The sequence below is a fragment of the Nitrospirota bacterium genome, assembly GCA_016214855.1.
GTDB lineage: Bacteria > Nitrospirota > Thermodesulfovibrionia > Thermodesulfovibrionales > UBA6898 > UBA6898.
In genome coordinates this window covers 882729-907574 of record JACRMT010000004.1, presented here as the reverse complement: position 1 = coordinate 907574, position 24846 = coordinate 882729, and the positions used below count along the sequence as shown (strand labels likewise).

The 24846-nt window shown below is 50.8% G+C and carries 24 protein-coding genes; 10 read left to right on the top strand and 14 right to left on the bottom strand.

Translation table 11 applies throughout. From position 1 onward, the window contains the following. Positions 1 to 152: 152 nt before the first annotated feature. Positions 153 to 1022 carry a hypothetical protein gene (locus tag HZB62_06610; protein ID MBI5074823.1) on the bottom strand — a complete coding sequence of 290 codons (870 nt, stop codon included), beginning with the start codon at positions 1020 to 1022 and terminating at the stop codon, positions 153 to 155. Positions 1023 to 1173: 151 nt separating this feature from the next. Next, complete coding sequence (locus tag HZB62_06605; GenBank protein MBI5074822.1) at positions 1174 to 1521, bottom strand: hypothetical protein; 348 nt, start codon at positions 1519 to 1521, stop codon at positions 1174 to 1176. Between the two features lie 205 nt (positions 1522 to 1726). Here HZB62_06605 and HZB62_06600 point away from each other — a divergent pair, with 205 nt between their 5' ends. Genes HZB62_06600 through HZB62_06590 form a run of 3 tightly spaced genes read left to right on the top strand, consistent with a single transcriptional unit; the run spans position 1727 to position 5014 of the window. Then, positions 1727 to 3232: an integron integrase gene (locus HZB62_06600; protein MBI5074821.1), complete on the top strand. Its 1506-nt coding sequence runs from the start codon at positions 1727 to 1729 to the stop codon at positions 3230 to 3232. 41 nt (positions 3233 to 3273) lie between these two features. Further along, positions 3274 to 4260: an ABC transporter ATP-binding protein gene (locus tag HZB62_06595; protein ID MBI5074820.1), complete on the top strand. Its 987-nt coding sequence runs from the start codon at positions 3274 to 3276 to the stop codon at positions 4258 to 4260. Further along, a complete protein-coding gene (locus HZB62_06590) occupies positions 4247 to 5014 on the top strand; it encodes an ABC transporter permease (GenBank protein MBI5074819.1) in 768 nt (255 codons plus the stop codon). The genes HZB62_06595 and HZB62_06590 overlap by 14 nt, the downstream gene beginning before the upstream one ends. Before the next feature lie 21 nt (positions 5015 to 5035). Here HZB62_06590 and HZB62_06585 read toward each other — a convergent pair whose 3' ends face one another. From HZB62_06585 to HZB62_06575, 3 genes are read right to left on the bottom strand one after another with little or no spacing between them, the layout of a single operon-like run. Beyond that, on the bottom strand, positions 5036 to 5410 hold the full coding sequence (locus HZB62_06585; GenBank protein ID MBI5074818.1) for a DsrE family protein: 375 nt from the start codon (positions 5408 to 5410) through the stop codon (positions 5036 to 5038). Positions 5411 to 5434: 24 nt separating this feature from the next. Continuing rightward, positions 5435 to 5818, bottom strand: a complete 384-nt coding sequence (locus HZB62_06580; protein ID MBI5074817.1) for a diguanylate cyclase — start codon at positions 5816 to 5818, stop codon at positions 5435 to 5437. After that, positions 5815 to 6120, bottom strand: a complete 306-nt coding sequence (locus HZB62_06575; GenBank protein ID MBI5074816.1) for a DUF134 domain-containing protein — start codon at positions 6118 to 6120, stop codon at positions 5815 to 5817. The genes HZB62_06580 and HZB62_06575 overlap by 4 nt, the downstream gene beginning before the upstream one ends. A gap of 325 nt (positions 6121 to 6445) precedes the next feature. Here HZB62_06575 and HZB62_06570 point away from each other — a divergent pair, with 325 nt between their 5' ends. Beyond that, complete coding sequence (locus HZB62_06570; GenBank protein MBI5074815.1) at positions 6446 to 6997, top strand: hypothetical protein; 552 nt, start codon at positions 6446 to 6448, stop codon at positions 6995 to 6997. 81 nt (positions 6998 to 7078) lie between these two features. Here HZB62_06570 and HZB62_06565 read toward each other — a convergent pair whose 3' ends face one another. Next, positions 7079 to 7396 carry a hypothetical protein gene (locus HZB62_06565; protein MBI5074814.1) on the bottom strand — a complete coding sequence of 106 codons (318 nt, stop codon included), beginning with the start codon at positions 7394 to 7396 and terminating at the stop codon, positions 7079 to 7081. A gap of 305 nt (positions 7397 to 7701) precedes the next feature. Here HZB62_06565 and HZB62_06560 point away from each other — a divergent pair, with 305 nt between their 5' ends. The 3 genes from HZB62_06560 (at position 7702) to HZB62_06550 (ending at position 10129) form a co-directional block, all read left to right on the top strand. Further along, positions 7702 to 8118: a glycine zipper 2TM domain-containing protein gene (locus HZB62_06560; protein ID MBI5074813.1), complete on the top strand. Its 417-nt coding sequence runs from the start codon at positions 7702 to 7704 to the stop codon at positions 8116 to 8118. Between the two features lie 99 nt (positions 8119 to 8217). Further along, positions 8218 to 8883, top strand: a complete 666-nt coding sequence (locus HZB62_06555; GenBank protein ID MBI5074812.1) for a response regulator transcription factor — start codon at positions 8218 to 8220, stop codon at positions 8881 to 8883. A gap of 19 nt (positions 8884 to 8902) precedes the next feature. Continuing rightward, positions 8903 to 10129, top strand: coding sequence for a GHKL domain-containing protein (locus HZB62_06550; GenBank protein ID MBI5074811.1), 1227 nt, complete (start codon positions 8903 to 8905; stop codon positions 10127 to 10129). A gap of 9 nt (positions 10130 to 10138) precedes the next feature. On the opposite strand, the gene HZB62_06545 is transcribed toward HZB62_06550, so the two are convergent. The 6 genes from HZB62_06545 to HZB62_06520 form a co-directional block, all read right to left on the bottom strand. Beyond that, complete coding sequence (locus HZB62_06545; protein ID MBI5074810.1) at positions 10139 to 10627, bottom strand: metallophosphoesterase family protein; 489 nt, start codon at positions 10625 to 10627, stop codon at positions 10139 to 10141. Between the two features lie 66 nt (positions 10628 to 10693). After that, on the bottom strand, positions 10694 to 11755 hold the full coding sequence (locus HZB62_06540; protein ID MBI5074809.1) for an N-acetyl-gamma-glutamyl-phosphate reductase: 1062 nt from the start codon (positions 11753 to 11755) through the stop codon (positions 10694 to 10696). 94 nt (positions 11756 to 11849) lie between these two features. Continuing rightward, complete coding sequence (gene rpsI / locus HZB62_06535) at positions 11850 to 12242, bottom strand: 30S ribosomal protein S9 (protein MBI5074808.1); 393 nt, start codon at positions 12240 to 12242, stop codon at positions 11850 to 11852. A 10-nt stretch (positions 12243 to 12252) separates the two neighbouring features. After that, positions 12253 to 12678: a 50S ribosomal protein L13 gene (gene rplM, locus HZB62_06530; protein ID MBI5074807.1), complete on the bottom strand. Its 426-nt coding sequence runs from the start codon at positions 12676 to 12678 to the stop codon at positions 12253 to 12255. Positions 12679 to 12763: 85 nt separating this feature from the next. Beyond that, complete coding sequence (locus tag HZB62_06525; GenBank protein ID MBI5074806.1) at positions 12764 to 14857, bottom strand: glycine--tRNA ligase subunit beta; 2094 nt, start codon at positions 14855 to 14857, stop codon at positions 12764 to 12766. Further along, on the bottom strand, positions 14854 to 15729 hold the full coding sequence (locus HZB62_06520; GenBank protein ID MBI5074805.1) for a glycine--tRNA ligase subunit alpha: 876 nt from the start codon (positions 15727 to 15729) through the stop codon (positions 14854 to 14856). The genes HZB62_06525 and HZB62_06520 overlap by 4 nt, the downstream gene beginning before the upstream one ends. Before the next feature lie 191 nt (positions 15730 to 15920). Here HZB62_06520 and HZB62_06515 point away from each other — a divergent pair, with 191 nt between their 5' ends. Both HZB62_06515 and HZB62_06510 read left to right on the top strand, forming a co-directional pair. Next, positions 15921 to 16439 (top strand): chemotaxis protein CheD, encoded by a 519-nt coding sequence (locus tag HZB62_06515; protein MBI5074804.1) that lies wholly within the window; start codon positions 15921 to 15923, stop codon positions 16437 to 16439. Between the two features lie 69 nt (positions 16440 to 16508). Beyond that, positions 16509 to 19391 (top strand): GAF domain-containing protein, encoded by a 2883-nt coding sequence (locus tag HZB62_06510; protein ID MBI5074803.1) that lies wholly within the window; start codon positions 16509 to 16511, stop codon positions 19389 to 19391. An 11-nt stretch (positions 19392 to 19402) separates the two neighbouring features. Here HZB62_06510 and HZB62_06505 read toward each other — a convergent pair whose 3' ends face one another. Continuing rightward, a complete protein-coding gene (locus tag HZB62_06505) occupies positions 19403 to 22099 on the bottom strand; it encodes a PAS domain S-box protein (GenBank protein MBI5074802.1) in 2697 nt (898 codons plus the stop codon). 256 nt (positions 22100 to 22355) lie between these two features. Then, entirely contained in the window at positions 22356 to 22772 is a 417-nt protein-coding gene (locus HZB62_06500; protein MBI5074801.1) for an arsenate reductase ArsC, read from the bottom strand. 157 nt (positions 22773 to 22929) lie between these two features. Here HZB62_06500 and HZB62_06495 point away from each other — a divergent pair, with 157 nt between their 5' ends. Continuing rightward, a complete protein-coding gene (locus HZB62_06495; GenBank protein MBI5074800.1) occupies positions 22930 to 24828 on the top strand; it encodes a GNAT family N-acetyltransferase in 1899 nt (632 codons plus the stop codon). The last annotated feature ends 18 nt before the right edge of the window (positions 24829 to 24846 follow it).

The window sequence follows — 24846 nt, the reverse complement described above, 5'->3', positions numbered from 1 at the left end:
GAGCATTGAAGGGTTATGGGTTATTGCAGAATGTTTACGAAGAAAAACAGTTTGTCGACGGGATTATGAAATGCGAATCGAAGGTGCTTGAAAGGATGGCCGCCTGATGGCTTTTTACACACCTATTGACAAGACCTCTCTCTTTTTCTGGACTAACGTAAAGTTGAGGGGCGCGCCGTTTTTGGCGCGTCCCTCTCGAACGCCGTGTTGGGTTTCTTCATTTCGGCAAGGAAGTCTGACCAGACATCTCCGATGTCGACACCATAAGCATCTTCGAATGCAGTCGAAAATGGTAGTCCATCTTGAATTGCCAGCAGGAAACTCTTGAATTTCGCATCGTCCAGGTGGTTCAGATAGGCAACAAACATGCTTGCCTCTCGATAGAAGATATGAGGCTCCAATCCATAGTCGCGGGCTCGCTTCGGAAATAGTAGGCTACCTTCAGTTTCCGGCTGGAAATATTTATTTTGTTGAATCGCGTTCCGTGCTTGATCTTCGGTTACGGTTTCGGCTCCACCGCCTTTTGCTACATAGACCGCCAATCCCTCTTTGAACCAGGATGGGATACGTGCCGATTTAAGCAATCCAGTTTGTTGTTCAATTTGCAGATGCGACAATTCATGCGTCAGGACCCTGGTTATCCGTTCGGCGGTATTCTCGGGTTTTGGCGAAATGAAAAGGCGCTTATTGAGTACGAAACCTCCTTCCCGGCCGCTAGGGGCACCATACGCTTTAAAGCTCTCAATGCTCGCGCAAACATATATCTTCACCGGTGCAACAAAGTTTCGGTATTGTGCTTGTTGAACAGTTTGGAGTGCGGCTGGTAACGCTTTGGCAACATGCTGCGCTAGATCGGCCGCACCCGGTTCATACATCACCCTTGGGTCAGTGGTGTTAGTAAGGAATTGATCCGTCGATTTTGTCATAGCCAGCACAGCAGAACCGGCCATGCATCCGCTAAGGCCGATGCAGGCGATCAATACTGTTAAAAGCAGCGATGCACGCTTCCTACTGAGACTCATGGTTCATTCTCTAAGAAACCCAACCAGTTATTGAGCAGTTACAGTTATGCATATACATATATATGGATGCATCTACAGGTATATGGTTCCATCTATCTGTAGATAGGAAGCTTGTATATACATATAGATGCTTTTTCATCAGATAGGGCCTTCAAGAAGCATCTACCTGTATATGCTTTTCCAGCGGTGTGCCGACAATATTTCCGTAATGTACAAACCACAGCCGTTTCTCCGGGTCCCATCTGCCGCCAGCTTTTTTGGCCTGCTGCCGCATCGGCATGTCCGTCGCCTCGATACGCAGGAAGACTACTGAGTCCTCTGAATATCGCCGAGGTGGTGGTGCCCACGCAGTCCTTTCAACAATCAATTCGACTGTCTTTAGGCGCTGTTGCTTCTCCGCATCATACTTGAAACGCACGCACAACAGCGAATCACCGTATTTTTCCACGAGCCTTTTGGTTCCGTGTTGCCCCGGTTTAAGGATTAGCCGCGTTTTCACGTATTGACTGCTGAAGCAACACTATCGGCTTTTTCAAGCAATTCGAAAATCATGCTTTCTCCCCTCTCCCGAAATCATAATATCGGTCGATATTGCCCTCTCAAAATTACTTAACTCTATCAAGATGTTATCGTGAGGTCAAGAGAAAAAAGCAGCGAAAAAAAGATATTGACTATCTGCCGGAATCAAATAAAATAAGAACACTATGCTGCCTATTCCAGAAGATGACTTAGCCAAATTTAACGATGTTCTAAAACAACGGAGGATACCAGAACCCTTTCAGTCAGATTATCGGAAGTGGCTCCGGTATTTTCTCGATTTTTGCAGCAAGTATCAGCCACCCGATTCCAGATCGGATCAGGTGCGGTTGTTTATTGAGAAATTGCAAAAGAAGAATCAGACACCCGAGCAGCAAAAACAGGCGGCGCATGCACTCTCTCTCTTCTTCGAGTCGCAGAAGGCAGAGACAAAGGCTGCAACAACAACCCCATACATCATAACTCCCCCTTTACCCCCTCTTACCCTAAGAGGGGGCGAGGCGCCCGCCCCAGAGGGTCCGCTCTGCTCGGCGAATCGCCCGTGGCGACCGAAGGGAGGAAAGCTTGGGGGCGTTACTATTACGGATGAATCTTCCCATCGCTTGCCGAAGGATGCGGATAAACCATTACAAGCTTCGTCACTGACTTTTGTTCCGCTTTCATCGGGCGGAAGCCGGTTTAATGAATGGCGATGTCTCGAAAAATCCGATTCGCCTGAATGGGACAAACTCATTGACAACCTTGCGGATGAGATTAAGACAAGACATTATTCCAGAAAGACGCTCAAGACATATGCAGATTGGGTGCGAAGGTTTCAGCGCTTTCTGAAGAGCAAAGCGCCTGATGAGCTTTCTTCGTCTGACGTCAAGGATTATCTTACCAATCTCGCCGTGGTTTGCCGTGTGGCTTCCTCAACCCAGAATCAGGCATTTAACGCGCTGCTGTTTCTGTACCGACATATTCTCAAAAAAGATTTCGGCGAGCACGAGGACATCCCCCGCGCAAAGAGATCGAGCTTTATCCCTGTCGTTCTTTCTCGTCAGGAAATTGAGGCTATTTTGAAGTATCTCGAACATCCTTACAGCCTTGTGGTCAAACTGCTTTATGGCTGCGGGCTTCGTCTCTTTGAGTGTGTGAAAGTGCGGGCGCAGGATTTCAATTTTGACGCTGGAATCCTCACGGCCCATGGAAAGGGCGGTAAAGACCGGACTGTGCCTATTCCGCAGTCGATCATGCCGGAGCTGACGGCCCAGTTTGAGGCCATAAAGAAACTTCACGATGAGGATCTTGCAAAGGGTTATGCAGGCGTTTTTTTAGAGGACAGGCTCGAAAAGAAATACCCCTCAGCTGGTAAGGATTTCACCTGGCAATGGTTTTTTCCGCAGAAGTCGCTGACCCCGATCCCGGCAAAGCAGGAACTGCGGCGTTATCACCTGCATGAGTCCCATGTTCAGGAGGCGCTTTACGAGGCGGTCCGTAGGGCCAGGCTCACCAAACGCGTTACCTGCCACACCTTCCGCCACTCGTTCGCTACACACCTTTTGCAGGCTAATTACGACATCCGCACGATTCAGACTCTGCTTGGACACAGCGACGTAAGGACAACGATGATCTATACGCATTGTGTGCCGAGCAGGACCATCAAAGAGACGAAGAGCCCGCTGGATTTCTGATCGATTCGCAGGTCTGGGCGTATTTCTGGTAAACTTTTAAGATGGCGATGATACGAGTCGAGAACCTGGTAAAGAAGTTCGGAAATATAACCGCAGTAGATGATGTCTCCTTTGATGTTGAAGAGGGTACGATCTTCGGCTTTCTCGGCCCAAACGGCGCTGGCAAGACGACCACGATCAGCATTCTCTGCACCCTGCTTGGACCGACATCAGGCAAAACTTTTATCAATGGCTTTGACTGCAACCAGGAATCGTCAAAGGTGAGAAGCGCTATCGGCATTGTCTTTCAGGACAGCTCTCTCGACAAGGACCTCACCGCGCGGGAGAACCTGGTCTTTCATGCGTACCTGTACAATGTCCCAAAGTCGGATCGGAAGCAGAGGGTGGAGGAAGCCCTGCAGTTTGCAGGTCTTACAGACCGTGCGGACGACCTGGTAAAGAAATTCTCAGGAGGCATGAAACGGAGGCTTGAGGTTGCACGCGGTCTTATCCACAGGCCAAAGGTGCTTTTCCTTGACGAACCTACACTTGGCCTTGACCCCCAGAGCAGGGCAAGCCTCTGGGAGTTCATCAAGGGCCTGCAGGAAAAGCATAAGGTAACGATCTTCATGACCACGCATTATATGGAGGAGGCAGAGGTCTGCGACAACATAGCGATCATTGATAAGGGCAGGATCATCGCCTCAGGCACACCTGCTGAACTGAAGAAGATCGTCGGCGGCGACGTGATCTATCTCAAGACAACGGACAACAGAAAGGCGATGGAAGATATCAGAAAGCTTTTTGAGACGGATGTCTCCGAGAAGGATGGCGAGATCTTTATCTCTGCCATGAAGGGAGAGGCCTGCATCCCGGCCTTGATCCGTGAGGTCGGCGAGAGCGTGCTTTCCGTGCGTATGCAGAGGCCGACGCTGAACGATGTTTTTCTGAAACTCACCGGCAAAGAGATCCGCGAAGGGAATGGTTCAGCCAATGACGATATTAAATCCATGGTGCGCTCATACAGGAAACGGCATGATAGAGACTAATGTTATCTATGTGATCGTTGCCCGTGAATTCAAGAAATTCATCAGGGAAAAGTCCAGACTCGTCTCAACGCTTGCCCGCCCGCTGCTCTGGCTCTTTCTTATCGGCGGCGGCATGTCGCGTCTCGTTCCGGGCGGCGAGAATGTTTCATACATACAGTTCATATTCCCCGGCATCCTCGGCATGACCATTCTCTTCAGTGCGATCTTCTCTTCCATCTCGATCATATGGGACAAGGAGTTCGGGTTCATGAAAGAGATCCTTGTGGCGCCTGTATCCAGGTTTTCTGTCGTGGTCGGCAAGGCAACCAGCGGCATGGTGCTCTCCACATTCCAGGCCATTATCGTACTCTGCCTCTTCCCGATTATCGGACTCAGACTTGACCCAATGCAGGTGTTAGGCGTGATCCTTGTCTCGGCGATCCTTTCTTTTGCTCTCGCAGCCTTTGGAATTTTGCTTGCATCCTTTTATGACAGTTATGAGAGCTTCAGCGTGATCATGAACTTTATTGTGATGCCGATGTTCTTCCTGTCCGGCGCCATGTATCCGGTCAAGCTCCTTCCGGCGGTGCTGAAGTTCCTTTCAAAGCTGAACCCGCTCACCTACGGTGTTGATGCGCTGAAGAACATTGTCTTTCCGCATGAGACCGGACGGATGAGCGCAGACTTTTCGCTCTCACTGGATATGCTCGTTATAACCGGCCTGGCAGTGGTATTTGTGCTTGTGGCAGGCAAGGTGTTCGAGCGAAAGCAGTAACCTTAGCGTTTAACAGACGGTTTAGAACGTAAGCCCTTGGCGCTCCATAAGCATCTCGCCCAAATACGAACCGGGTTTGACCGACGCGTTCCTGATCAGTTCAGTCTTGTCCAGCTCATAGTGTTTTACGCATGATGCGCAGATGTAGAATTTGCAGTCAAAGTCCTCGATAAGTGTGTTCATAAGCTGATGCAGGGGTGAGAACTCGTCTTTTTTCTGATACGTGAGCGTCTCGGCAAAACCTTTTTTGCCTAACAGCGCGCCGTTATCCATAAGAAAGAAGTCTATTTCTGCATCAAAGGCCTTCATGTTGGTTGCGAGCTGAAATGCGCCTGCCACAAGGTCTGGCCGGTCATAGGACTGGGTGATGATGAAAACGAATTTCTTTTTATCCATGATAGTTCCTTTCCTGAATCAGAATTAGTGATGTGAGCAGGCCGAGCCGTTTGCATGTCCGCCGCAAACATGTCCCGGCACAAAGGGGGACAGGCTGCCGGCAGTGAAAAGGGCAAGGTTCTCCGTTACGGTCCTTGCCGCTGCCTTATAAACTTTGATCCCTGATTGATTGAGCTTCGTGAGCGCGCCGCCTCCGATACCGCCGACAACAACGCAGTCAATATCATGGCCGCCTAATGCCCTGATCGGACTGCACATGCCGTGAGTATGATGCTGATCTGCATTAGCGATTACCTTCAGGTCATTGTTATCCGTATCAACAAGTACAAATGCGGGAGCTGAGCCGAAGTGTCCGTACACTTCGCTTTCAAGAGAGGGTGAGTCTTTAACCGGGAAGCATACTTTCATTGTGTTTCTCCTTTTTTGCAGACGGTTTTTTCAAGGACGAGCGCTTTGCACTGGGTAAGAGCGCTGGCCGCTTTCTGGCGCGCACTGGCAAGGATCCTCTGCACAGTTCCACGGGATATGCCCATCCTGTTGCCTGCCTCTTCCTGGGAGAGGCCGTCAACGTCGCAGAGCTTCAGGGCTTCAAGTTCGTCAGGATAGAGCATGATCTTTTCAATTTCTGCCAGGGGGATGCCAACGGGCTTAAAGGCCTTCCCCTTGAATGTGCAGGCGCAGGTCCGGGGCTTCTTACATCTCGGGGACATGGGCCGGTCTTCCTATATTGTGCATATGCACAATATAGCATTAATCCGGACAGAGCGTCAACGGAATGTTCAGGGCTGGCGTTCTTTTTATCTGAAGGTTAAAATACAACGTGGCATCTGGTCCCGTTGTTGTATACTTGAAAGGCATCTGTGCGTGATTAATATGATAAAGGCCGCGATACGACATATAAATGTAATCAATCTGCTCCTGCTGGTTGGGATCTACATATCAGTTAATTCCTATTTGTTGCCTGCTCTTGGGGAGAAAACAGCATTCCCGCAGCCTGCTCCCAACATTGGCCCGCCCCCGCAGGCTGTCCCGGCGGTGGCTCTGTTTCAGCCGCCTCCATCAGCGGAATATCTTATTGTTTCGGACCAGAACGTATTTCATCCGGAAAGAAAAATACCTGCGGAAACAAAAGACACACAACTTGCAGCAATGCCTGAGTTTCTGCTGTACGGCACTTTAATAACCGATACGACAGCTATTGCATTCATGGAAGACCGGAAAGCCCCTCGCAGCAGTCCGGGCAGGGGAAAGAGACAGCAGTCGCTGATGCTGGGGAAATCGTTAAGCGGCTATACCTTGGCTGAAGTTCATCATGAGAGGGTGTTGATGGTCAGAGGTGAAGACAGGATTGAAGTAAAAATAGCCGCTACCCGGCAGTCGCAAGGGAAGCCCGCGCAGGTGACTGTTGCCCCGGTCCCGCAGGAGAAAAAAGATTCGATGTCAATCCTGGAGAAAAAACCTGCTGGCAGCGGCCTGCCTCCAGGAGTCATCCACAAAGAAATGCCTCCTGAGCTTAAGGACAAGGTGCCGGGTCAGGTGAAAGATTTATTTAACGACCTCATAAAAAAACAGATATCTCCCAAATGAAATTAAAGGGGATGTCCCTGAAAAAGACATCCCCTTTTACGTTCTCTTACCTCCCGTATATCACAGGCAGGGGAAGAGATATTACAGATAGTAAGAACCGTAATGGTACCAGTTATACCCATCGTAAGAGATATACAGATCATAATACGTGGTGTAATAGTCTGCCCAATAATACACCCCCGGGATTCCGTCAGGACTTATCTGGGTAGCGGAGGCGGTCGCTCTTGTCGAGTTCATAGTCAGGTTCAGATGGTTCCAGCCGTCCCAGCTGTATCGGTCATAAATCGTGGAAAAATCTCCGGTAAAGGGATAATCAGTACCCCATACATAAGCCTCAGCCATATTCGCGCTGATACAGAGCATTAATGCTACAGCAATTACTAAAACGATCCTCTTCATAATCCTCTCCTTTCAGAAAACGTCATATTTTTTCATTTTTTGATCTTTTACCAGCTGCCGGTCAACATCAGCTCTAAGTCATCACCCCCTTAGACAATATTCCTGCGAGCCAATTCAGGTCTTATATTGAAATGCTACATCATACCCGCATCACTGTCAAGATACATATTTCCCGGGAATTGACTCAAATAATGCTGCGAAGAAGAACGTCGGTGAAATAAATTTCATTTGAGTTTTTGGTCTGAACTGTGCAAAGATGAAACCAAATTGGGATTTCAATGTTTAATGAACAAGGAGGATCTTCCATGAAAACAATGATCTGTATTGCGATACTGCTCGGTCTGGGCGGTATGATGTCAGGATGCACTCCCTATCATGCGCAGGGTGTCAGCACGGGCGCAGCTGTTGGCGGTACTGCCGGAGCGATCCTGGATCACAGGAACCCCTGGCGGGGAGGAGTGATCGGCGGCCTGATCGGTGCAATTACCGGAGCAACGATTGCTGATGTTGGCTACCGCGGCGGACGCGAGGCATACTATCATGACAGGCCGGTTGAGTATTACACGGAAGACCGTCGCGGACGGTATTATGCCGAGCCCCGGGGATACAATGAGAGAACCAGATGCAGAATTGTGCGTGAGAGGGTCTGGGAGGACAACAGGCTGGTCAGGGACGAAGAGCGGGAAATTTGTGAAGACCGGAAATACGAGCCGAGATGGTAAGTGTCTGCAGACGTTTCGCCAGGGGGGATATTTTATTGCTGTCGCAGAAGTTTGAATCGATCTTAATGAAATCAGGAGGTCTGTGATACAATATTGCCTATGAGAATACTACTGGTCGAAGATGAAAAAGGTGTAGCGAACTTTATCAAAAAGGGGCTGGAGGAGGAGCACTATACGATCGACCATGGTGTCGATGCGGAAGAGGGGCTCAGTTTTGTCGGGGTTAACGAGTACGACATGATCATTCTCGACATTATGCTCCCCAACATGAGCGGCATCGAGCTCTGCAGGGAGATCAGAAAAAAAGGCATTCAGTCGCCTATTATGATGCTTACTGCGCGGGATACGATTGATGATAAAGTCACCGGTCTTGACAGCGGAGCCGATGATTACATGACCAAACCGTTTTCCTTTGATGAATTCCTTGCGCGTGTGCGGGCATTGCTTCGCCGCAAGCAGGATAAACTGACCGAGCTCATCTGCGGGGAACTGAAGATCGACGCACTTGCGCACAGGGCATTTGTGGGCGGCAAAGAGATCCTGCTCAGACCAAAGGAATATGCCATTCTGGTCTATCTTCTCAGGAACAGGGGCCGTGTGCTTTCCCGTACCCAGATCCTTGAAAATGTCTGGGGATATGATTTCAATCCGAACACAAACATTGTTGATGTACATATCAAGTCGCTCAGGGAGCGGCTTGACGAAGCGAATATCCTGAACCTTATACGAAGTGTACGGGGAGTCGGATATATGATTGACAACTGAGCCCTGCCGGGGATTCCCGATGATCGTTCCCACAAAAAAGAGGCTTGCGCGAATCTTCACATCTGTTATTCTGATCTTCAATGCCATCATCCTGATCGTAAGCTATGTCTTCCTGCATCAGAGCATCATGAGCGGGGCGAAGCGCCACATGAGAGAGGACATACAGAGCGAGTTTCTCGACCAATACAGGCGGTCAGGTCTTGATCCCATAAAAAACCTCTGGGATGAGCATTTCTTCCAGATACTGAATAAAGATGGCGGCGTGGTGGTGTCAACAAGGAACTCTGTGAATTTCTATCCTGAACTCGATACGGTCCTTCTGAATAAGGCATTTAACGGAAAAAATACCTTCACGGTTCAGAAGATAGGGTACAACGACTTCATGATCTCCTATTTCCCCCTTGATGGGACGTATGTAGGACGAGCGGCCATGTCGCTGACCGAGACACGAAAGTACCGGAAGAACTTTCTCTACATGATGCTGATAGCGCTGCCTGCCATGTTCCTGTTCTCCTATCTGACCAGCCGTTTTCTTGTGAATCACGCGATGGAGAAGATATCCGATTTCTTTACGTTCCAGGAGACGTTCTCCTCAAATGTTACGCACGAATTGCGGTCTCCGCTCGCATCACTAAAGGGCAATCTTGAGGTGACCCTCAGAAAGGAACGATCGATCGAGGATTACAAGGACACTCTTCAGCTCAGTCTGAGGGAAGTGGACCGTATTATTGGCCTGCTGAATAACCTCTATCTCCTTGCTTCATCCAAGTTCAAACTTCTGGATTTGTTCAAAAACGAAGTTGATATTGTGAAGATCGTCGGTGCGGTGGCAAAAACCTATACTGCGCTATTGGCAGACCAGGGGATACTATTTACGCTGTCAGGTTCAGATTCAGCTCTTTGTCACTGTGACGAGGTCCTCATACGAAGGACGATCGAGAACCTTATGGATAATGCCGTCAAATACACGCCTGCGTCCGGCTCCATTACCATGGCAATTCAGAAGGACGAGAGAAAGATATCCATAACGATCACGAATACCTGCAAAACTTTAGATCATAGCGATCTGAAACATATCTTTGATCCTTTCTACCGCGGAAGAAATACGAAGAACGCACAAATCGAAGGAAAAGGGCTTGGCCTCTACATCTCACGCTACATCATTCGTTCTCACGGAGGAGATATCAAGGTGAACAATACCTATGGCAATCTCTTCTCCCTGACCGTTACGATCCCTCTCAAGTAGCAGGAACGGTTACTGCTCCAGGCTTATGATCTCCGGTGACAGCTCCTTCTTCTTAATAGTTATGCGGCCGAGCGTGATCGGAAGTGAAAAGCGCCGCGGTCCGGCGCTGCCCGGATTCAGATAAAGGATCCCCTGCTTCCTTGTAATGGCGGGAATATGGGTGTGGCCGCTGATCAGGATATGCATGCCGGCTGCCTGGGGATCAAGATCAAGCCTGGCAAGGTCATGGAGAATATGGAAAAAGAATCCGCACCATTGAACGCTCTCCGCGACCGGGATGCCTTTAAGCCAGGGGCCGTGGTCAGTGTTGCCGCGGACGGCAAACAGCGGGGCGATTGTCTTCAGCCTGTTGAGGACCTCAGGGCTGCCGATGTCTCCTGCGTGAACAATGAGATCTGAGCCTTCAAGAGCACCGACCGCCTGGGGCCGTAAAAGCCCGTGAGTGTCGGAGATCACGCCGATGGTGCACTGCCGGGCTGCCCTGTTCTGATCTGTCATACGGCTAACAATTATAACCGACAGGGCTGAACAGAGACGGAGAGAACTGCATAGGGTTCTCCCTCTTTAAGGGAAAAGGGCAAGCTGGGATATGCCTTCAGTCTCATCAAATCCCATCATGAGGTTCATGTTATGCACAGCCTGTCCTGAAGCGCCTTTGACCAGATTGTCAATGGCAGACACGATAATGAGCGTGTTCGTCCGTGCATTGGTCCTGACGCCGATCTCGCACGTGTTCGTCCCCCGGACATGTTTTATGTTAGGCAGCATCTCCCCGGAAAGGACCCGCACAAACGGTTCCCTTGCGTATGCCTTGCGGTAGAGGCCCAGCACGGCCGCTGTATCGATCTTTTTTGTCAGTCTGGCATAGATCGTAGAGAGGATACCCCGGTCAACAGGAAGAAGATGCGGTGTGAAATTGGCCATCACCTTTTTGCCGGCAAGAGCCGATATTTCCTGTTCGATCTCAGGCGTGTGCCGGTGCGTTGCAATGCCATATGCCTTGAACCCTTCGTTCACCTCGCAAAAAGAGACTCCAAGATCAGCCTTTCTGCCTGCACCGCTCGTGCCTGATTTTGAGTCAATGGTGATCGTTGCAGGGTCAATGATCCCCTGCTTCAGGGCAGGCATCAGTCCAAGGATCGCGCTGGTCGGGTAGCATCCCGGATTTGCGATGAGCCGTGCTTTTTGTATCTTTTTCCGGTAGATCTCGGGAAGCCCATACACAGCCTTCTTGAGCGTATCCTTGTAGTTATGCAGAAGGCCATACCACGCTGCATAGATGTCTGCATCATGGATCCGGTAATCTGCCGAAAGGTCTATTACCTTCTTCCCCTTACTGAAAAAATAATGCACAGCCTCCTGCGAAGCGCCGTGAGGAAGCGCCAGGAAGAAGAGATCTGCCTTATGCAGAAGGTGTTCCCTGTCCATCGGCTCGAACGTATGATTAGGGTAAGCAGAGAGGGAGGGGAATACCTCCTGCAGTTTTTTGCCTGCAGACTTTTCAGACGTGACCGCAGTTACCTCGACATGAGGATGGAGCGCAAGGATCCTGAGCAGTTCAATGCCCGTGTAACCGCTTGCACCGCATATCCCGACCTTCAGTTTATGTATATCAGATTTTTTCATAATTTTTATCATACCTCACGCTGCACTAAAATTTCAGGCAAAAGAAAAGGCCCCGAAAACGCGGGGCCTTTTGGTGGTGCAGTGAAAAAGAAAACTATCTCTTTGAGAACTGGAAGCGCTTTCTTGCCCCTGCGAGACCGTATTTCTTTCTTTCCTTTTCCCTCGGATCCCTGGTAAGGAACCCTTCCTTCTTGAGCTTGCCCCTCATATCGGCATCGACCCGTAACAGGGCCCTTGAGATGCCGTGCCTGATGGCACCTGCCTGACCGGTAAGACCGCCGCCTGCAACTTTGACGGATATGTCATGCTTGCCGGTAACCCCTACGAGCTCGATCGGCTGCTTTATGATCATGCGGAGAGTCTCTCTATGGAAGTAATCGTCAAGTGACTTGTTATTGACCGTGATCTTGCCTGTGCCCGGTGCGATGATGACCCGTGCAACGGCGTTCTTTCTTCTTCCTGTGCTGTTATATTTTATCTCTGCCATTGTTTCTCCTCTACTGCAATATTTCCGGGGCCTGAGCCTTGTGCGGGTGTTCAGCTCCCCTGTAAACTTTCAGCTTCTTCAGCATCTGTTTGCCGAGGGTGTTTTTCGGCAGCATGCCCCAGACAGCCTTCTCTATGATCCGCTCAGGGTGTTTTTCGAACATCTCTTTGGCTGTTTCGGCCTTGATGCCGCCGACATATCCGCTGTGATGGTAATAGACCTTGTCGGTCACTTTGTTGCCGGTCAGTCTGACCTTGTCGGCATTGACGACAATAATGAAATCTCCTGTGTCGACGTTGGGTGTGAACACAGGCTTGTTCTTGCCTCTGAGCTGGACAGCGATCTTTGTGGCGAGTCTGCCGAGAACAGCATCCTTGGCATCAACGACATACCACTTGCGCTCGACATCACCTTTTTTTGCAAACTGGGTCTTCATGGTTACTTCTTACCTTTCTTTCTGAAAAAATGTGAGTTAGATAAAATAATAAAAAACAGATAGAAATGTCAATATTTTGTGGAAATTACGACTGAAACCTTGAAAAATCCGCAATTGGTGCTACACTTTCCCATATCTCCCTGAGCAGGGAAAGCCTGTTTGTCTTGATCTCTTCCCGTTTGTCCATGACCAGAACCTTGTCAAAAAAACCGTTTATCGCCGGCGTTATCGGCAGTATCGCCTTGAGAGCCGCAGGGAAATCACCCGCTTCAAGACAGGGTGCGAGAGCTGTTTTCAGGGAAGCATGGCTTGCGCTCAGGTTCTTCTCCTCATCCTGCTGGAAGAGGGAAGGCTCTGCAGCCGGAAGCGGGGTCTTGGGTACGATATTGTTCACCCTTTTGATCGCCAGGAGAAAGTCGGCGAACGCAGCCTCTTTTTTTGCAGCGGCAAGAGCAACGATCCTTGACGTGACGCCGGAAAGGGGCTGTACAAACGAGAGCTGAAGCACGGATCTGATGATCTCCTGATCGTGGCCTGCTGATGAGAGGATGAACTCTGTTCTCTGGCTCATGAAGTTCGTGATGTTTTCCATCACCTGCTCAGGGGCCGTGACTTTCTGCAGGTTCTTCAGCGCATGGCCAAACACCTCCTGCATGCCAAGGCTGTATCCTCTTTCAAGAAAAATCGAGACGATGCCCATTGCCTGGCGTCTCAGGGCAAAGGGGTCTTCAGATCCGGTGGGGATAAGGCCAATGGAAAAGAACGAAGCAATGTTGTCGATTTTGTCGGCAAGACTCAGCATTGCGCCAACCTCTGTCTGGGGGATCCTGTCGCCGAAGCTTTTCGGCATATATTGTTCTTCAAGCGCGTCGGCCACATCCCTTTCCTCTCTGTCGTGATGAGCATAATATTTCCCCATAATGCCCTGGAGCTCGGGGAATTCTCTGACAACGCCGGTGATGAGATCGGTCTTGCAGAGGCGGGCTGCCCTGACAGCTTTGTCTTTCATATCCGGGCAGAGTCTGTCTGCGAGGAACCCTGCGATCAAAGCAATCCGCTCTGTCTTCTCAAGGAGAGTGCCGAGCCGTGCATGAAAGGTGACGTCTCTGAGGTTTTCGATACGGTCGGCAAGAGGCCTGGCCGAGTCTTCGCTGTAGTAGAACTTAGCATCGTCAAAACGCGCCTTGATGACCCGCTGGGCGCCTATTCTCACGGTATCGGCATTTTCTGCCTTGGTGTTGCTGATGACGATGAAATTGTTTGCCAGATAGCCGCCGGCATCCTGCAATGCAAAATATTTCTGGTGGTCTTTCATGACCGTGATGAGCAGTTCTTTGGGGAGCCTGAGATATTCCTTGTCAAAACTGCAGAGCACCGGCACCGGGTATTCGACAAGATAGTTCACGGTTTCAATGAGCCCTTCATCGATGATGACCTGCAGACCCGAGTTCTGGATGAGCTGAGCCATGGACTTGACAATCGTGTCGCGCCGCTTGTTCTGATCAAGGAGCACAAAATTCGTTTCGAGGAAATGGCGGTATGCAGAGATGTCCTTTATCTGGAACGAAGCGGGAGAAAGGAACCGGTGGCCCCTTGTCTGGTTGCTGCTCTTCAGGCCGTCGATATCAAACTCGATCTTCTCAGCCCCTGAAATTGCAAGGATCCATGCTATGGGTCTGACAAACGTCATGGAGCCGTTGCCCCAGCGCATGGACTTGGGGAAGTGCAGGGACAGTATGATTTTTTTCAGAAGTTCAGGGAGAACGGTTTTTGCAGCAATGCCTTTTTCCTCGACCACAGCAACGACATATTCCCCTTTCCCTTTGCCTTTCTGTTTAAGCCTGAGGTCAGAGACTGCAAGACCGAGGGATGATGCAAATCCTGTCGCAGCTTTGGTCGGATTGCCCTCGCTGTCAAAGGCTGCATTTTTTGCAGGTCCAAATACTTCTTTTATATTATCTTTCTGTGATGGCGCAGCGCCATTGACGATCAGAGAAAGTCTTCGCGGCGTAGCATAGACCGTTATTTCAGCATACTCGATGCGATATTCCTCAAAGGTCTTTGCCGCTATTGCGGAGAGATCCCCGATTGCCTGGGGGAGAAAACGTGACGGGATTTCCTCTGTCCCTATTTCGAGCAAAATTGATGCACTGTTCTGGCTGCTGTTCATTTCGCTCATTTCCCGTTCCTCAGCAGCGGATGCCCCATCTCTTCTCTCTGGCGGCTGTACGCCTCTGCAGAGAGCTTTGCAAGATTTCGGACCCGCGCTATGTATTTCGTCCGCTCGGTCACCGAGATGGCGCCGCGTGCGTCAAGAAGATTGAAAAGATGAGAACACTTGAGGCAGAACTCATAGGACGGGATCACGAGGCCGAGGCCGTTTAATCTGATCGACTCCTTCTCGCAGTCTTCAAAATGGCGCGCAAGCAGTTCAGCATTGGAATGGTCAAAATTATATTTGGAGCCTTCGACCTCGGTGATATGGTGGATGTCACCGTACAGGAGGTCTTTATTCCATTTGAGCTGATAGACGTTGTCAACGCCCTGGAGATACATGGCTATTCTTTCAAGACCATAGGTGATCTCGAGCGAGACGGGCCTGAGATCAATGCCGCCTACCTGCTGAAAATAGGTAAATTGCGTCACTTCCATGCCGTCGAGCCAGACTTCCCAGCCGAGGCCCCAGGCGCCGAGCGTCGGAGATTCCCAGTCATCCTCGACGAACCTGATGTCGTGCTTTGTCGGATCAACGCCGATTGCTTCAAGACTTTCAAGGTAAAGTCCCTGGCAGTCTTCCGGTGACGGCTTGATGATCACCTGATACTGGTAATAGTGCTGGAGCCTGTTGGGGTTCTCGCCGTATCTTCCATCAGTCGGTCTGCGCGATGGTTCCACGAAGGCGGTCTTCCAGGGTTCAGGCCCGAGCACCTTCAGAAAGGTCGCCGGGTGGAAGGTCCCTGCGCCGACCTCGATATCATAGGGCTGAAGCAGCGCACAGCCCTTTTTTGCCCAGAACTGATGAAGTGTGAGTATGAGATCCTGGAAATGCAATTGTTACCTCCGTAGGATGAAGAAAAATCTTAAATAATGGCCTGAGGTTTTGTCAATGTCGCAGACAGGCATTGCTCACTCCCGGATGATCCGGAAAACGGTTCCGGCGCGTAGGTTCTTCCGGCAGCGCCAATGATTTGATCATGGATTTTCTCCCTCAGGAGAAAGTAAGATTGAACAGGGGGAAACCATTGCAGCCATATATAAGGAATAGTGAACGTGTCAGAGAGGTATTGACTGGTGAGGTCAGGACCGAGAGCGCCGGCACGGTATTGGTTGTCAGCGCGATCGGCTCCTGCATTGCGGTGATCATGCATGATCCGGTTGTCAGGGTCGGCGGCATTGCCCATGTGATGTTGCCGGGGAAGTGCAGGCGGCCAGACCATGCCGACCGATTCAGATATGCTGACGATGCGGTCACGGAACTTTTCGGTCAGATGCTGCGGAAGGGCGCTCATAAAGAAGATCTGACTGTCTGTCTTGCCGGCGCAGGCAATGTGCTTCAGCGACCTGAGGACAATATATGCAGTATGAATATCGAGGCAGTTACCGGGGTGCTCAGTCGCCTCGGACTGACTGTTTCAGCTGAATCCCTTGGGGGTATGCAGAGACGGTCTGTGAGGCTTGATATTGCCGCAGGCACTGTTCTATATTCAGTAGGTGGAGGACCGTTCAGCGTGCTCTTCAGGTCAGAGCGCCTGAACACCTGAGTCCCTGTATGAAGAACGTTAAGAGACTGTGCTGATCGTAATGCACGGTCCAGAGGTAACGAGCGTATCGTGAGCAATACGGTTTCTTTTTCAGACGAGCATCATGACCCACTGCCGATCCCTCGCCTGTTTCCTTTTACCATTATATTAGTCGCACTCCTGTTTATCGGAACTATCGGTTTTTCAGCATATCTTGGCAACCACGCTATGAAGGTTGTTTCACCCCAGATGGCTGCTGTGCATGAGATGAGGACAGAGATCGCCCTGGCCCATCTCTGGTCAGAAGAGGTTATTATGGCCGATCCGAACGTCAGTGAAGGTGATGTCTGGGGCCATTATGACCGTGCTCAGTGGTATGTGGATGCCATGCTCAAGGGAGGGGCTGGATACGAGGGGGAACTTATACCCGTTCGTGACGCGAAACTGAGGGCCATGCTGACTCAGGCTGCGGAAAAGATATCTCATTGCAGGGAGATAACCAAAAAAAGACTGACAACAAAAGGCATATCAAGTGTCGGTTCTCAGATAGATCAGGAATATGACCTTGTATTTGACGATCTGATGGCGTTTATCCACGACATAGAGATGCGATTCCTGAAGGTGCAGGCGGACGGATCCGCGATCTTCAGGAAAACGCAGATAGGTCTTTTGCTTGGCTGTCTTCTGCTGTCGGGCGGCGCCGGTATAATGTATTTTCGGCATAACCGGAGCCGGTCAGCGCTTCTTGCGAGGATCGCTGAACAGAACCGGCAGCTGCATGCAACGAACCAGCAGCTTAATGCCACAGAGCAGCAGCTTCGGGCGTCCAATCAGCAATTGCTCGCAGGCGAACAGCAGATGAGGTCATCGAATCAGCAGCTGCTTGCCGGTGAGCAGCAGTTGAGAGCTGCAAACCAGCAGCTCATGGCAAGCGAACAGGCGCTGCGCGAAAGCGAGAGTCGCTACCGGTCGCTCTTTTCAGGCATGTCAGAGGGGGTGGCCCTGCACCGTCTTGTCTATGATGGACAGGGTGCTGTGGCAGATTACGAAATCCTTGCCGTGAACCCGCAGTATGAAACGATTCTCGGCATGCATGAGGAGCAGGTGAAAGGGAAATTGGCAACAGCAGCCTATGGGACCGATACTGCGCCTTATCTTGCTGAATTTTCGCGTGTTGCGGAAAGCGGCATCCCGTCACGGTTCGAGACCTATTTCCCGCCGATGAACAAGCATTTCGACATATCGGTTGCGCCCCTGGAGAAGAACGGTTTTGCCACGATCTTTACGGATATTACTGAGAGGAAGAGAGACGAGGAAAAGATCAGGATGAATGAGGCCCGCCTCGCCATCCTCTGGGAGTTGTCTCAATACAGGGCAGAGAATATGCAGAACCTTCTCGACTACGCACTTGAAAAGGCCATACAGCTCACCGGAAGTGCCATCGGGTATATCTATCATTATTCTGAACAGAAGAAAGAGTTTATCCTGAACAGCTGGTCCAAAGAGGTGATGAAGGAGTGCCTTATCACGCAGCCCGAAACGATATATCAGCTCGAAAAGACCGGTATCTGGGGCGAGGCGGTCAGACAGGGTAGGCCTATAATCCTGAATGATTTTCAGGCCCCGCATCCTCTGAAAAAAGGATATCCTGAGGGACATTCCCATCTTTCGAACTTTATGACCGTCCCGCTGTATAGCGGTAAGCGCATTATTGCCGTTGTCGGTCTTGCAAACAAGAAGACCGACTATGATGAAGGCGATGTTCTCCAGACAACGCTTCTCATGGACTCTGTCTGGAAGATCATCGACCGGCAACAGGCTGAGGATGAGATCGAGCAGTTGGAGACCCAGACGCAGAAGCTTGAATCGCTCGGCCTCCTTGCCGGCGGCATTGCCCATGACTTCAACAATCTGCTTACCGCTATCATGGGCAACATAAGTCTTGCAATGATGCATATGCCTGCTGCAGGCAGGGCAAAGGATATGCTGCATGAGGCGGAAAAAGCTTCCGAGCGCGCCCGGGATCTTACGCTGCAGCTGCTGACCTTTGCAAAAGGAGGGGCTCCGATCAAGGAGACGTCATCCATTGCCGGTATCATAAAAGACTCTGCCGGCTTTGCGCTCCGGGGGTCGAATATCGCCTTTGACCTTGTGGTCTCCGAAGGGCTCTGGCATGTGGATGTCGACGCCGGTCAGATGAGCCAGGTGTTTCACAACCTTGTTATCAACGCTTCCCACGCCATGCCTGACGGCGGTACGATCAGCGTATATTGTGAAAATCTCGATCTTCAGAACGCCTGCGACGTGCCGGTGCTTACGCCGGGCAGATATGTAAAGATATCCGTGAAGGATCAGGGCATCGGCATCTCAGGCGAGTATCTGACCAGGATCTTCGATCCCTATTTCACCACCAAGCAGAAGGGCAGCGGGCTTGGACTTGCAACGGTCTATTCGATCGTCAGGAAGCATGACGGCCATATCACGGTGGAATCAGAGCTCGGTACAGGCTCCACATTTCATATCTATCTTCCGGCCTCGGCAAAAGAAGCGGGGCAGAAGGTCGCGCCTGAGCCGGTCTTTGCACACGAAGGTTCAGGAAGGATCCTGATCATGGACGACGAGGAGACGGTGCGGAATATTGCAGGCGAGATCCTGAAGACCTTCGGTTATGAGGTCGAATTTGCCCGGGACGGTGCAGAAGCATTATTTGCCTATCGGCGCGCAGCTTCGGGAGGACAGCCCTTTGATCTTGTTATCATGGATCTTACGGTTCCGGGGGGTATGGGCGGCAGCGAATTAATGAAGAGACTTCTGGAGATTGACCCTCACGTCAAGGCAATTGTTTCCAGCGGGTATTCCAACGATCCGGTCATGGCAGAATATCAGAAATTTGGGTTCAAAGGTATTGTCGCCAAACCGTACACCGTGCTTTCGCTTGCCGAGACGGTCAAGAACGTGCTGCAGTCTTCCTGACCAGATATTGTTCACGGGTTACTCAGTATCCTTTCGAGCATCTGCTTCAGCGTTTCAAGACGATACGGTTTTGCGAGGGCGCCTTGGTAACCGTATAAAGAATAATCCCCCATAATGGGGTCATTGGCATAGCCGCTTGATACGATCGCTTTCACCTTCGGATCGAGTTCCCTGAGCCGAACAAATGCTTCCTGCCCGCCCATACCCTCTGGTATCGAAAGATCGAGGATCACGACAGCATAAGGGTCTCCGGCTTCCTGCGCCGCTGCATAAGCCCTTATCGCCTCGTCCCCGTTTGTTGCGACTTCGGCGCGGTACCCGATAAAGGTAAGGTAATCTACCGCGATCTTATATACAGCAGCTTCATCATCCATGATCAGGACCCTGAGACCCTTATCAGCAGCATCCCTGTGGATTGTCGACATCTCTGATGTCGGGACAGCAGCCGGCAGATAGATATGGAATGTGGAGCCTTTGCCGACCTCTGACTCCACCTTTAATAAGCCATTATGCTTTCTGACAATTGCATCACTTACCGTCAGACCGAGTCCCATGCCTCTCTGTGCCCCCCTCTCCTTAGTTGAAAAATAGGGATCGAAGATCTTGGGCAGAAGCTCAGAGGCAATGCCGCAGCCCTGATCTTTTATCGAGATCTTTATATACGTTCCGGGTTTTAATCCGGGTATGTCCTGGGACTTGAGTATTTCATTTGAGGCGCTGACAATAAGCACACCACCTGAGGGCATGGCATCCTGAGCATTGAGGGTGATATTCCCTATCGCCTGACGAAGCTGGGAAGTGTCCACATAAAGGTTGAAGAGATCATCTGGGAGATCGAACACCGTTCTGATATTCGATCCGCTCATAAGGATCAGAACTGATTCTTTGATAAGCTCAGCGGGCTGTATGGTGCGTCTGGCTGAGGTGCCCCCGGCAGCAAACGCGATGAGCTGATTGGTCAGGCTGACCGCAGCGTGGTATGCCAACTCGGCATTTTTAAGGAACGGGAAGGCCCTGCTTGTCTCGGGAGTATGGATCTTCGCCATGTCTATGTTTCCGAGGAGCCCCTGCAGGAGGTTATTGAAATCATGGGCAATGCCGCCCGCAAGAATGCCGAGCGATTCGAGATTCCTCGCCTTTATGAGCTCAGTTTCAAGAAGCTTACGGTCAGTAATGTCTTCAATGAGCCATATTGCACCTTGTTCCAGATCAACGGCATTCACCGCCTGGCCGATGATATTACACCAGATGAGGGTTCCGTTCTTCTTTTTCATCTGCAGATCAGCAGTGTAGACCTCGCCGCGGGAGAGCGCCGCGTATCCTGCTTCCCCTGTTTCGATATAACTTTTCCCGTCAGGATAAAATATCTCGGTATCCCTGCCGATCGCTTCATCGACAGAATACCCAAAGATCTTCGCGAGACTCCTGTTCGCCCATAGGATCTTTCTGTCTTTCAGAAATAATACCCCCACGCCGAGGTTGTCGAGTATGATCTTCTGCTCATTAACCATGGTCTTAATGCTGTCCGCAGCGTTTTTACGCTCGGTGATGTCGCGGTTGCTGACGCGGACTCCGCGAAAATCCCCTTTTGCGCTGTAGATGGGCCGGCAGATATGATGTATCCAGCGACGGTCACCTTTTCGGGTGACAATGCAAAATTCCATTTCCTCCTGATCATCACTCCCTCGTTGGCCGAGACGATCGTGCTTGTGCAGTTCATAGACTGCCGCATGATCTGAAGCAACGATCCGGTCCAGCAGGTCAGCGTCAGCAATGAATTCAGAAGGAGCATATCCGGTGATCTTTTCGCATGAGGGGGACATGTAGACTACCTGATTCTGCGGATTGATCCAGTATTCCCAGCCACTGGTGAAGTCGGCGACCGTATGGAACCGCTCCTCGCTCTCGATCAGGTCGTCCGCGGCTTTTTTTCTTACAAGCAATGCATGCCGGATCTTCTTCTGTCCAAGCCAAAGACCCGCAAGGCCGATCATCCAGATAACGGCAAATGCCCTGTACACATCAGACAGATACAGGCGGGTGATGTCCTGATATTTCCTGAATGGCACAGAAATGCTGATCCCTCCTCTGATATCGCCCACCTTGTACCCCTGGTGCCCGTGGCACTTCAGGCAGCCGGCCTCGGTGACCATCGGCATCATCAAACGCATGTAGAGATCGTTTTCTAACAATTCGAGCGACGACACTTCCTTGGCGCCAGATTCGAATCTGAGCAATGCCGCTGCTTCCCATGCATCAGGGGCATTCTCGGGCCGCAGCGGCTTCAGGCTGGTGATGTGGCCGCGAACGCCGTATTGATCCTTTGACATTTCGTGGACCTGGCGGGTCATATATGCCGGATTCATTAAGGTAAGTTTCCTGCCGGACTGCGTTGTGATATCTCTCTCCGGAATATGAGCCAGATAGGGATTTGGCTGGGTTTCAGGCGTGAGCGGGACATAGACGCCGCCATGTTTGGTTGCCCATCTGCGGTACGCAATGTCCTTATGAAAGGTGGAAATGGCTTCGATCCTCGCCATTTCCATTGCAAAGACCCTGGCCTTCCGGGTTTCCCATAAAGCAAGACCTGCAATGATGAACGTCCAGCAGATGGCTATGGCAAGGAAAAGCTGCGAAGATCTTTTCAGATCAAGTGTCCAATGGTCTGATAGTTGAGGCTTAGGAGCCGAACTGTCCGGCCTGACCATAAATCCCCTCAATAAAAAAATGCGCGATTCGAAATGTGATCACTATGCCCCCTTACTGAAATCATATCCCATTTCAGTCAAAACACAAGGAAATTATCCCAAAAACGATCCGGATCGTGCAGGAAGGCAGTAACAATGCACTGTGCAGGATTTGGAAGCATATTTTCGGTGGAGCGGTCCGAGAGAAGTGCCGGTGCATATCCCCGCTACTTTCGGATTCTGTTCATCCTGCAGGGTACACCCTGACAGAAGGAAATTAATTCACCTGAACGGCTATGAGCTCTTCGATCTTCACCCTGATCTCATCTCTTGCCCTTCGAAACGCTGCCATGATCTCAGCTTCTGTTCCGTCAGCCGCCGCAGGGTCGTCGATAGGCCAGTGGATGCGCTTAATATGAGGCGGTGTCATGGGGCAGGAGGCTTCTGCATTGCCGCAGAGGGTGATGATCACGTCCATCGAGAGGAGAAAGTCCGTATCGATCTCTTTGGACTCCTGATCTGAGATATCAATCCCGACCTCACGCATCACGGCAATGGCCCGTTCATGTACATCGGTCGGCGTCAGCCCGGCGCTGTGTGCATCGATGAGCCCTTTTCCGAGGACCCTTGCGAATCCTTCTGCCATCTGTGACCGGCAGGAGTTGCCGGTACAGAGAAACATAACTCTTATCATAACCTTCCTCCTGCAGCAGACCAATAATGCATAATTGTTGTAAAACTATAACAGATGTTTAGTGCCGTTTCCAGACAAATTGATACATTAAATGGATTTGCCTTATGAAGGAACCGGCATCTGATATACTGAGAGTATATCGAGGTGATCAACAGCCATGAGCATTGAACACAATGATCCCATACTGCAGAAACTGCAGAAGGACTATCCTGAAAAGTTCGCGTCTGAGGCCGGCATCTTCAGTCGCATCCATCCTGGTGACAGGATCTTTATCGGCACAGGCTGCGGAGAGCCCCAGTATCTTGTGCAGGCCATGATCAGACATATTCAGTCACACCCCAAGGCGTTTGTGGACACTGAGCTCCTTCAGATATGGAACCTTGGTGTGCACTCCTACGCTGAAGAGCGGTACAGGGACAATTTCAGGTTCAACTCGTTCTTTATCGGCAGCACTTCGCGGGATTCGGTGAATGCGGGACTTGCGGACTATACCCCCATATTCCTGTCTGCTGTCCCCCGTCTTTTCAATGAAAAACGTGTTCCTATCGACGTAGCCCTTATTCAGACCTCGCTGCCGGATGCCCACGGGTATGTGAGTCTGGGCATAAGCGTAGATATCGTAAAATCTGCCGTGGACAATGCCGAAATCGTTATTGCCCAGGTGAATGCCGCGATGCCGCGCGTACATGGCGATACCTTTGTACATATCAGGGACATTGATTTCCTGGTGCCGCATGATGAACCGCTGCTTGAGTTCGAGGCTGTCGTATCCGACGAGATAGCCGGCAGGATCGGAAAGTTTGTCGCGCAGATAGTTCAGGACGGCGACGCGATCCAGGTGGGGTACGGCAGTATCCCCAATGCGATCCTTGAGCATCTCAAGGACAAGAAGCATATCGGTGTCCATACCGAACTCTTCACGGACGGTATTATGGAGCTTATGAAAAGCGGGGTCATAGACAATTCCCTTAAGGACCTGAACAGGGATAAGACCGTTGCTGCTTTCTGCATGGGGAAAAAGGAGACCTATGAGTTCATCCACGACAATCCGAGCATTGAGTTCAGGCCGGTAAGCTATACCAACAATCCTCTCACGATCGCACGGAACAGAAATGTGACAGCCATTAACAGTGCACTCGAAATAGACCTTACCGGGCAGGCAACGGCCGAGTCCCTCGGCAAGTATTTCTTCAGCGGCATCGGAGGACAGGCTGATTTCATGAGAGGTGCGATACTCTCAGAGGGTGGCAAAACGATCCTTGCCATCCAGTCAACTGCCGAGGCTGACTCCATATCGAGGATCGTTCCGTTTCTCAGGGAGGGAGCGGGAGTTACCCTGACCCGGGGTGATCTGCATTATGTTGTTACCGAATACGGCATAGCCTATCTTCACGGCAAGAACACGAGGGAGCGTGCCATGGACCTCATAGCCATTGCCCATCCGAAATTCAGAAGCGGGCTGATCGAAGAGGCGAAGAAACTCCATCTTATCTATAAGGACCAGGCTTTCATCCCGGGCGCGGCCGGAGTATATCCTGAGAAGCTTGAGGCTCACAGGACAACAAAGACCGGTCTTGTCTTGCTGATGCGGCCGGTGCGGATGACCGATGAACAGCTCCTTAAGGATTTTTTCTATGATCTCTCATCCGACTGCATGTACCACCGCTTCATATCGACAAGAAATTCCATGCCGCATGAACAGCTCCAGAAGTTTGTGGTGATCGACTATACGCGGGAGATGGTCATTCTGGCCATAGTAGAGCAGGACAACAGGGAATCGATCGTTGGCATGGCGCAGTATTTCATTGATGAGAAGACCCATACCGCTGAGGTTGCCTTTGTTGTGCGCGATGACCATCAGAGCAGGGGCATCGGCTCAGAGCTCCTTGCCTACATCACGCTTCTGGCAAAACGGAACGGCCTCCATGGCTTTACTGCAGCAGTGCTGATGGACAACCGGCCGATGCTCCAGCTCTTTGAAAAGATGGGGTTTCTCGTTGAGCAGCGTGCCGAGGCCGGGGTCTATGAGCTGAAAATGTCCTTCAGGGAAGGATGAGAAATGGGAGGATTCGAA

Bases quoted from the DNA above. Each gene is read 5' to 3' on its own strand.
- HZB62_06610 (MBI5074823.1), bottom strand. From the start codon at position 1,022: ATGAGTCTCAGTAGGAAGCGTGCATCGCTGCTTTTAACAGTATTGATC.
- HZB62_06600 (MBI5074821.1), top strand. From the start codon at position 1,727: ATGCTGCCTATTCCAGAAGATGACTTAGCCAAATTTAACGATGTTCTA.
- HZB62_06595 (MBI5074820.1), top strand. From the start codon at position 3,274: ATGGCGATGATACGAGTCGAGAACCTGGTAAAGAAGTTCGGAAATATA.
- HZB62_06590 (MBI5074819.1), top strand. From the start codon at position 4,247: ATGATAGAGACTAATGTTATCTATGTGATCGTTGCCCGTGAATTCAAG.
- HZB62_06585 (MBI5074818.1), bottom strand. From the start codon at position 5,410: ATGGATAAAAAGAAATTCGTTTTCATCATCACCCAGTCCTATGACCGG.
- HZB62_06580 (MBI5074817.1), bottom strand. From the start codon at position 5,818: ATGAAAGTATGCTTCCCGGTTAAAGACTCACCCTCTCTTGAAAGCGAA.
- HZB62_06575 (MBI5074816.1), bottom strand. From the start codon at position 6,120: ATGTCCCCGAGATGTAAGAAGCCCCGGACCTGCGCCTGCACATTCAAG.
- HZB62_06565 (MBI5074814.1), bottom strand. From the start codon at position 7,396: ATGAAGAGGATCGTTTTAGTAATTGCTGTAGCATTAATGCTCTGTATC.
- HZB62_06560 (MBI5074813.1), top strand. From the start codon at position 7,702: ATGAAAACAATGATCTGTATTGCGATACTGCTCGGTCTGGGCGGTATG.
- HZB62_06555 (MBI5074812.1), top strand. From the start codon at position 8,218: ATGAGAATACTACTGGTCGAAGATGAAAAAGGTGTAGCGAACTTTATC.
- HZB62_06550 (MBI5074811.1), top strand. From the start codon at position 8,903: ATGATCGTTCCCACAAAAAAGAGGCTTGCGCGAATCTTCACATCTGTT.
- HZB62_06545 (MBI5074810.1), bottom strand. From the start codon at position 10,627: ATGACAGATCAGAACAGGGCAGCCCGGCAGTGCACCATCGGCGTGATC.
- HZB62_06540 (MBI5074809.1), bottom strand. From the start codon at position 11,755: ATGAAAAAATCTGATATACATAAACTGAAGGTCGGGATATGCGGTGCA.
- rpsI (MBI5074808.1), bottom strand. From the start codon at position 12,242: ATGGCAGAGATAAAATATAACAGCACAGGAAGAAGAAAGAACGCCGTT.
- rplM (MBI5074807.1), bottom strand. From the start codon at position 12,678: ATGAAGACCCAGTTTGCAAAAAAAGGTGATGTCGAGCGCAAGTGGTAT.
- HZB62_06525 (MBI5074806.1), bottom strand. From the start codon at position 14,857: ATGAGCGAAATGAACAGCAGCCAGAACAGTGCATCAATTTTGCTCGAA.
- HZB62_06505 (MBI5074802.1), bottom strand. From the start codon at position 22,099: ATGGTCAGGCCGGACAGTTCGGCTCCTAAGCCTCAACTATCAGACCAT.
- HZB62_06500 (MBI5074801.1), bottom strand. From the start codon at position 22,772: ATGATAAGAGTTATGTTTCTCTGTACCGGCAACTCCTGCCGGTCACAG.
- HZB62_06495 (MBI5074800.1), top strand. From the start codon at position 22,930: ATGAGCATTGAACACAATGATCCCATACTGCAGAAACTGCAGAAGGAC.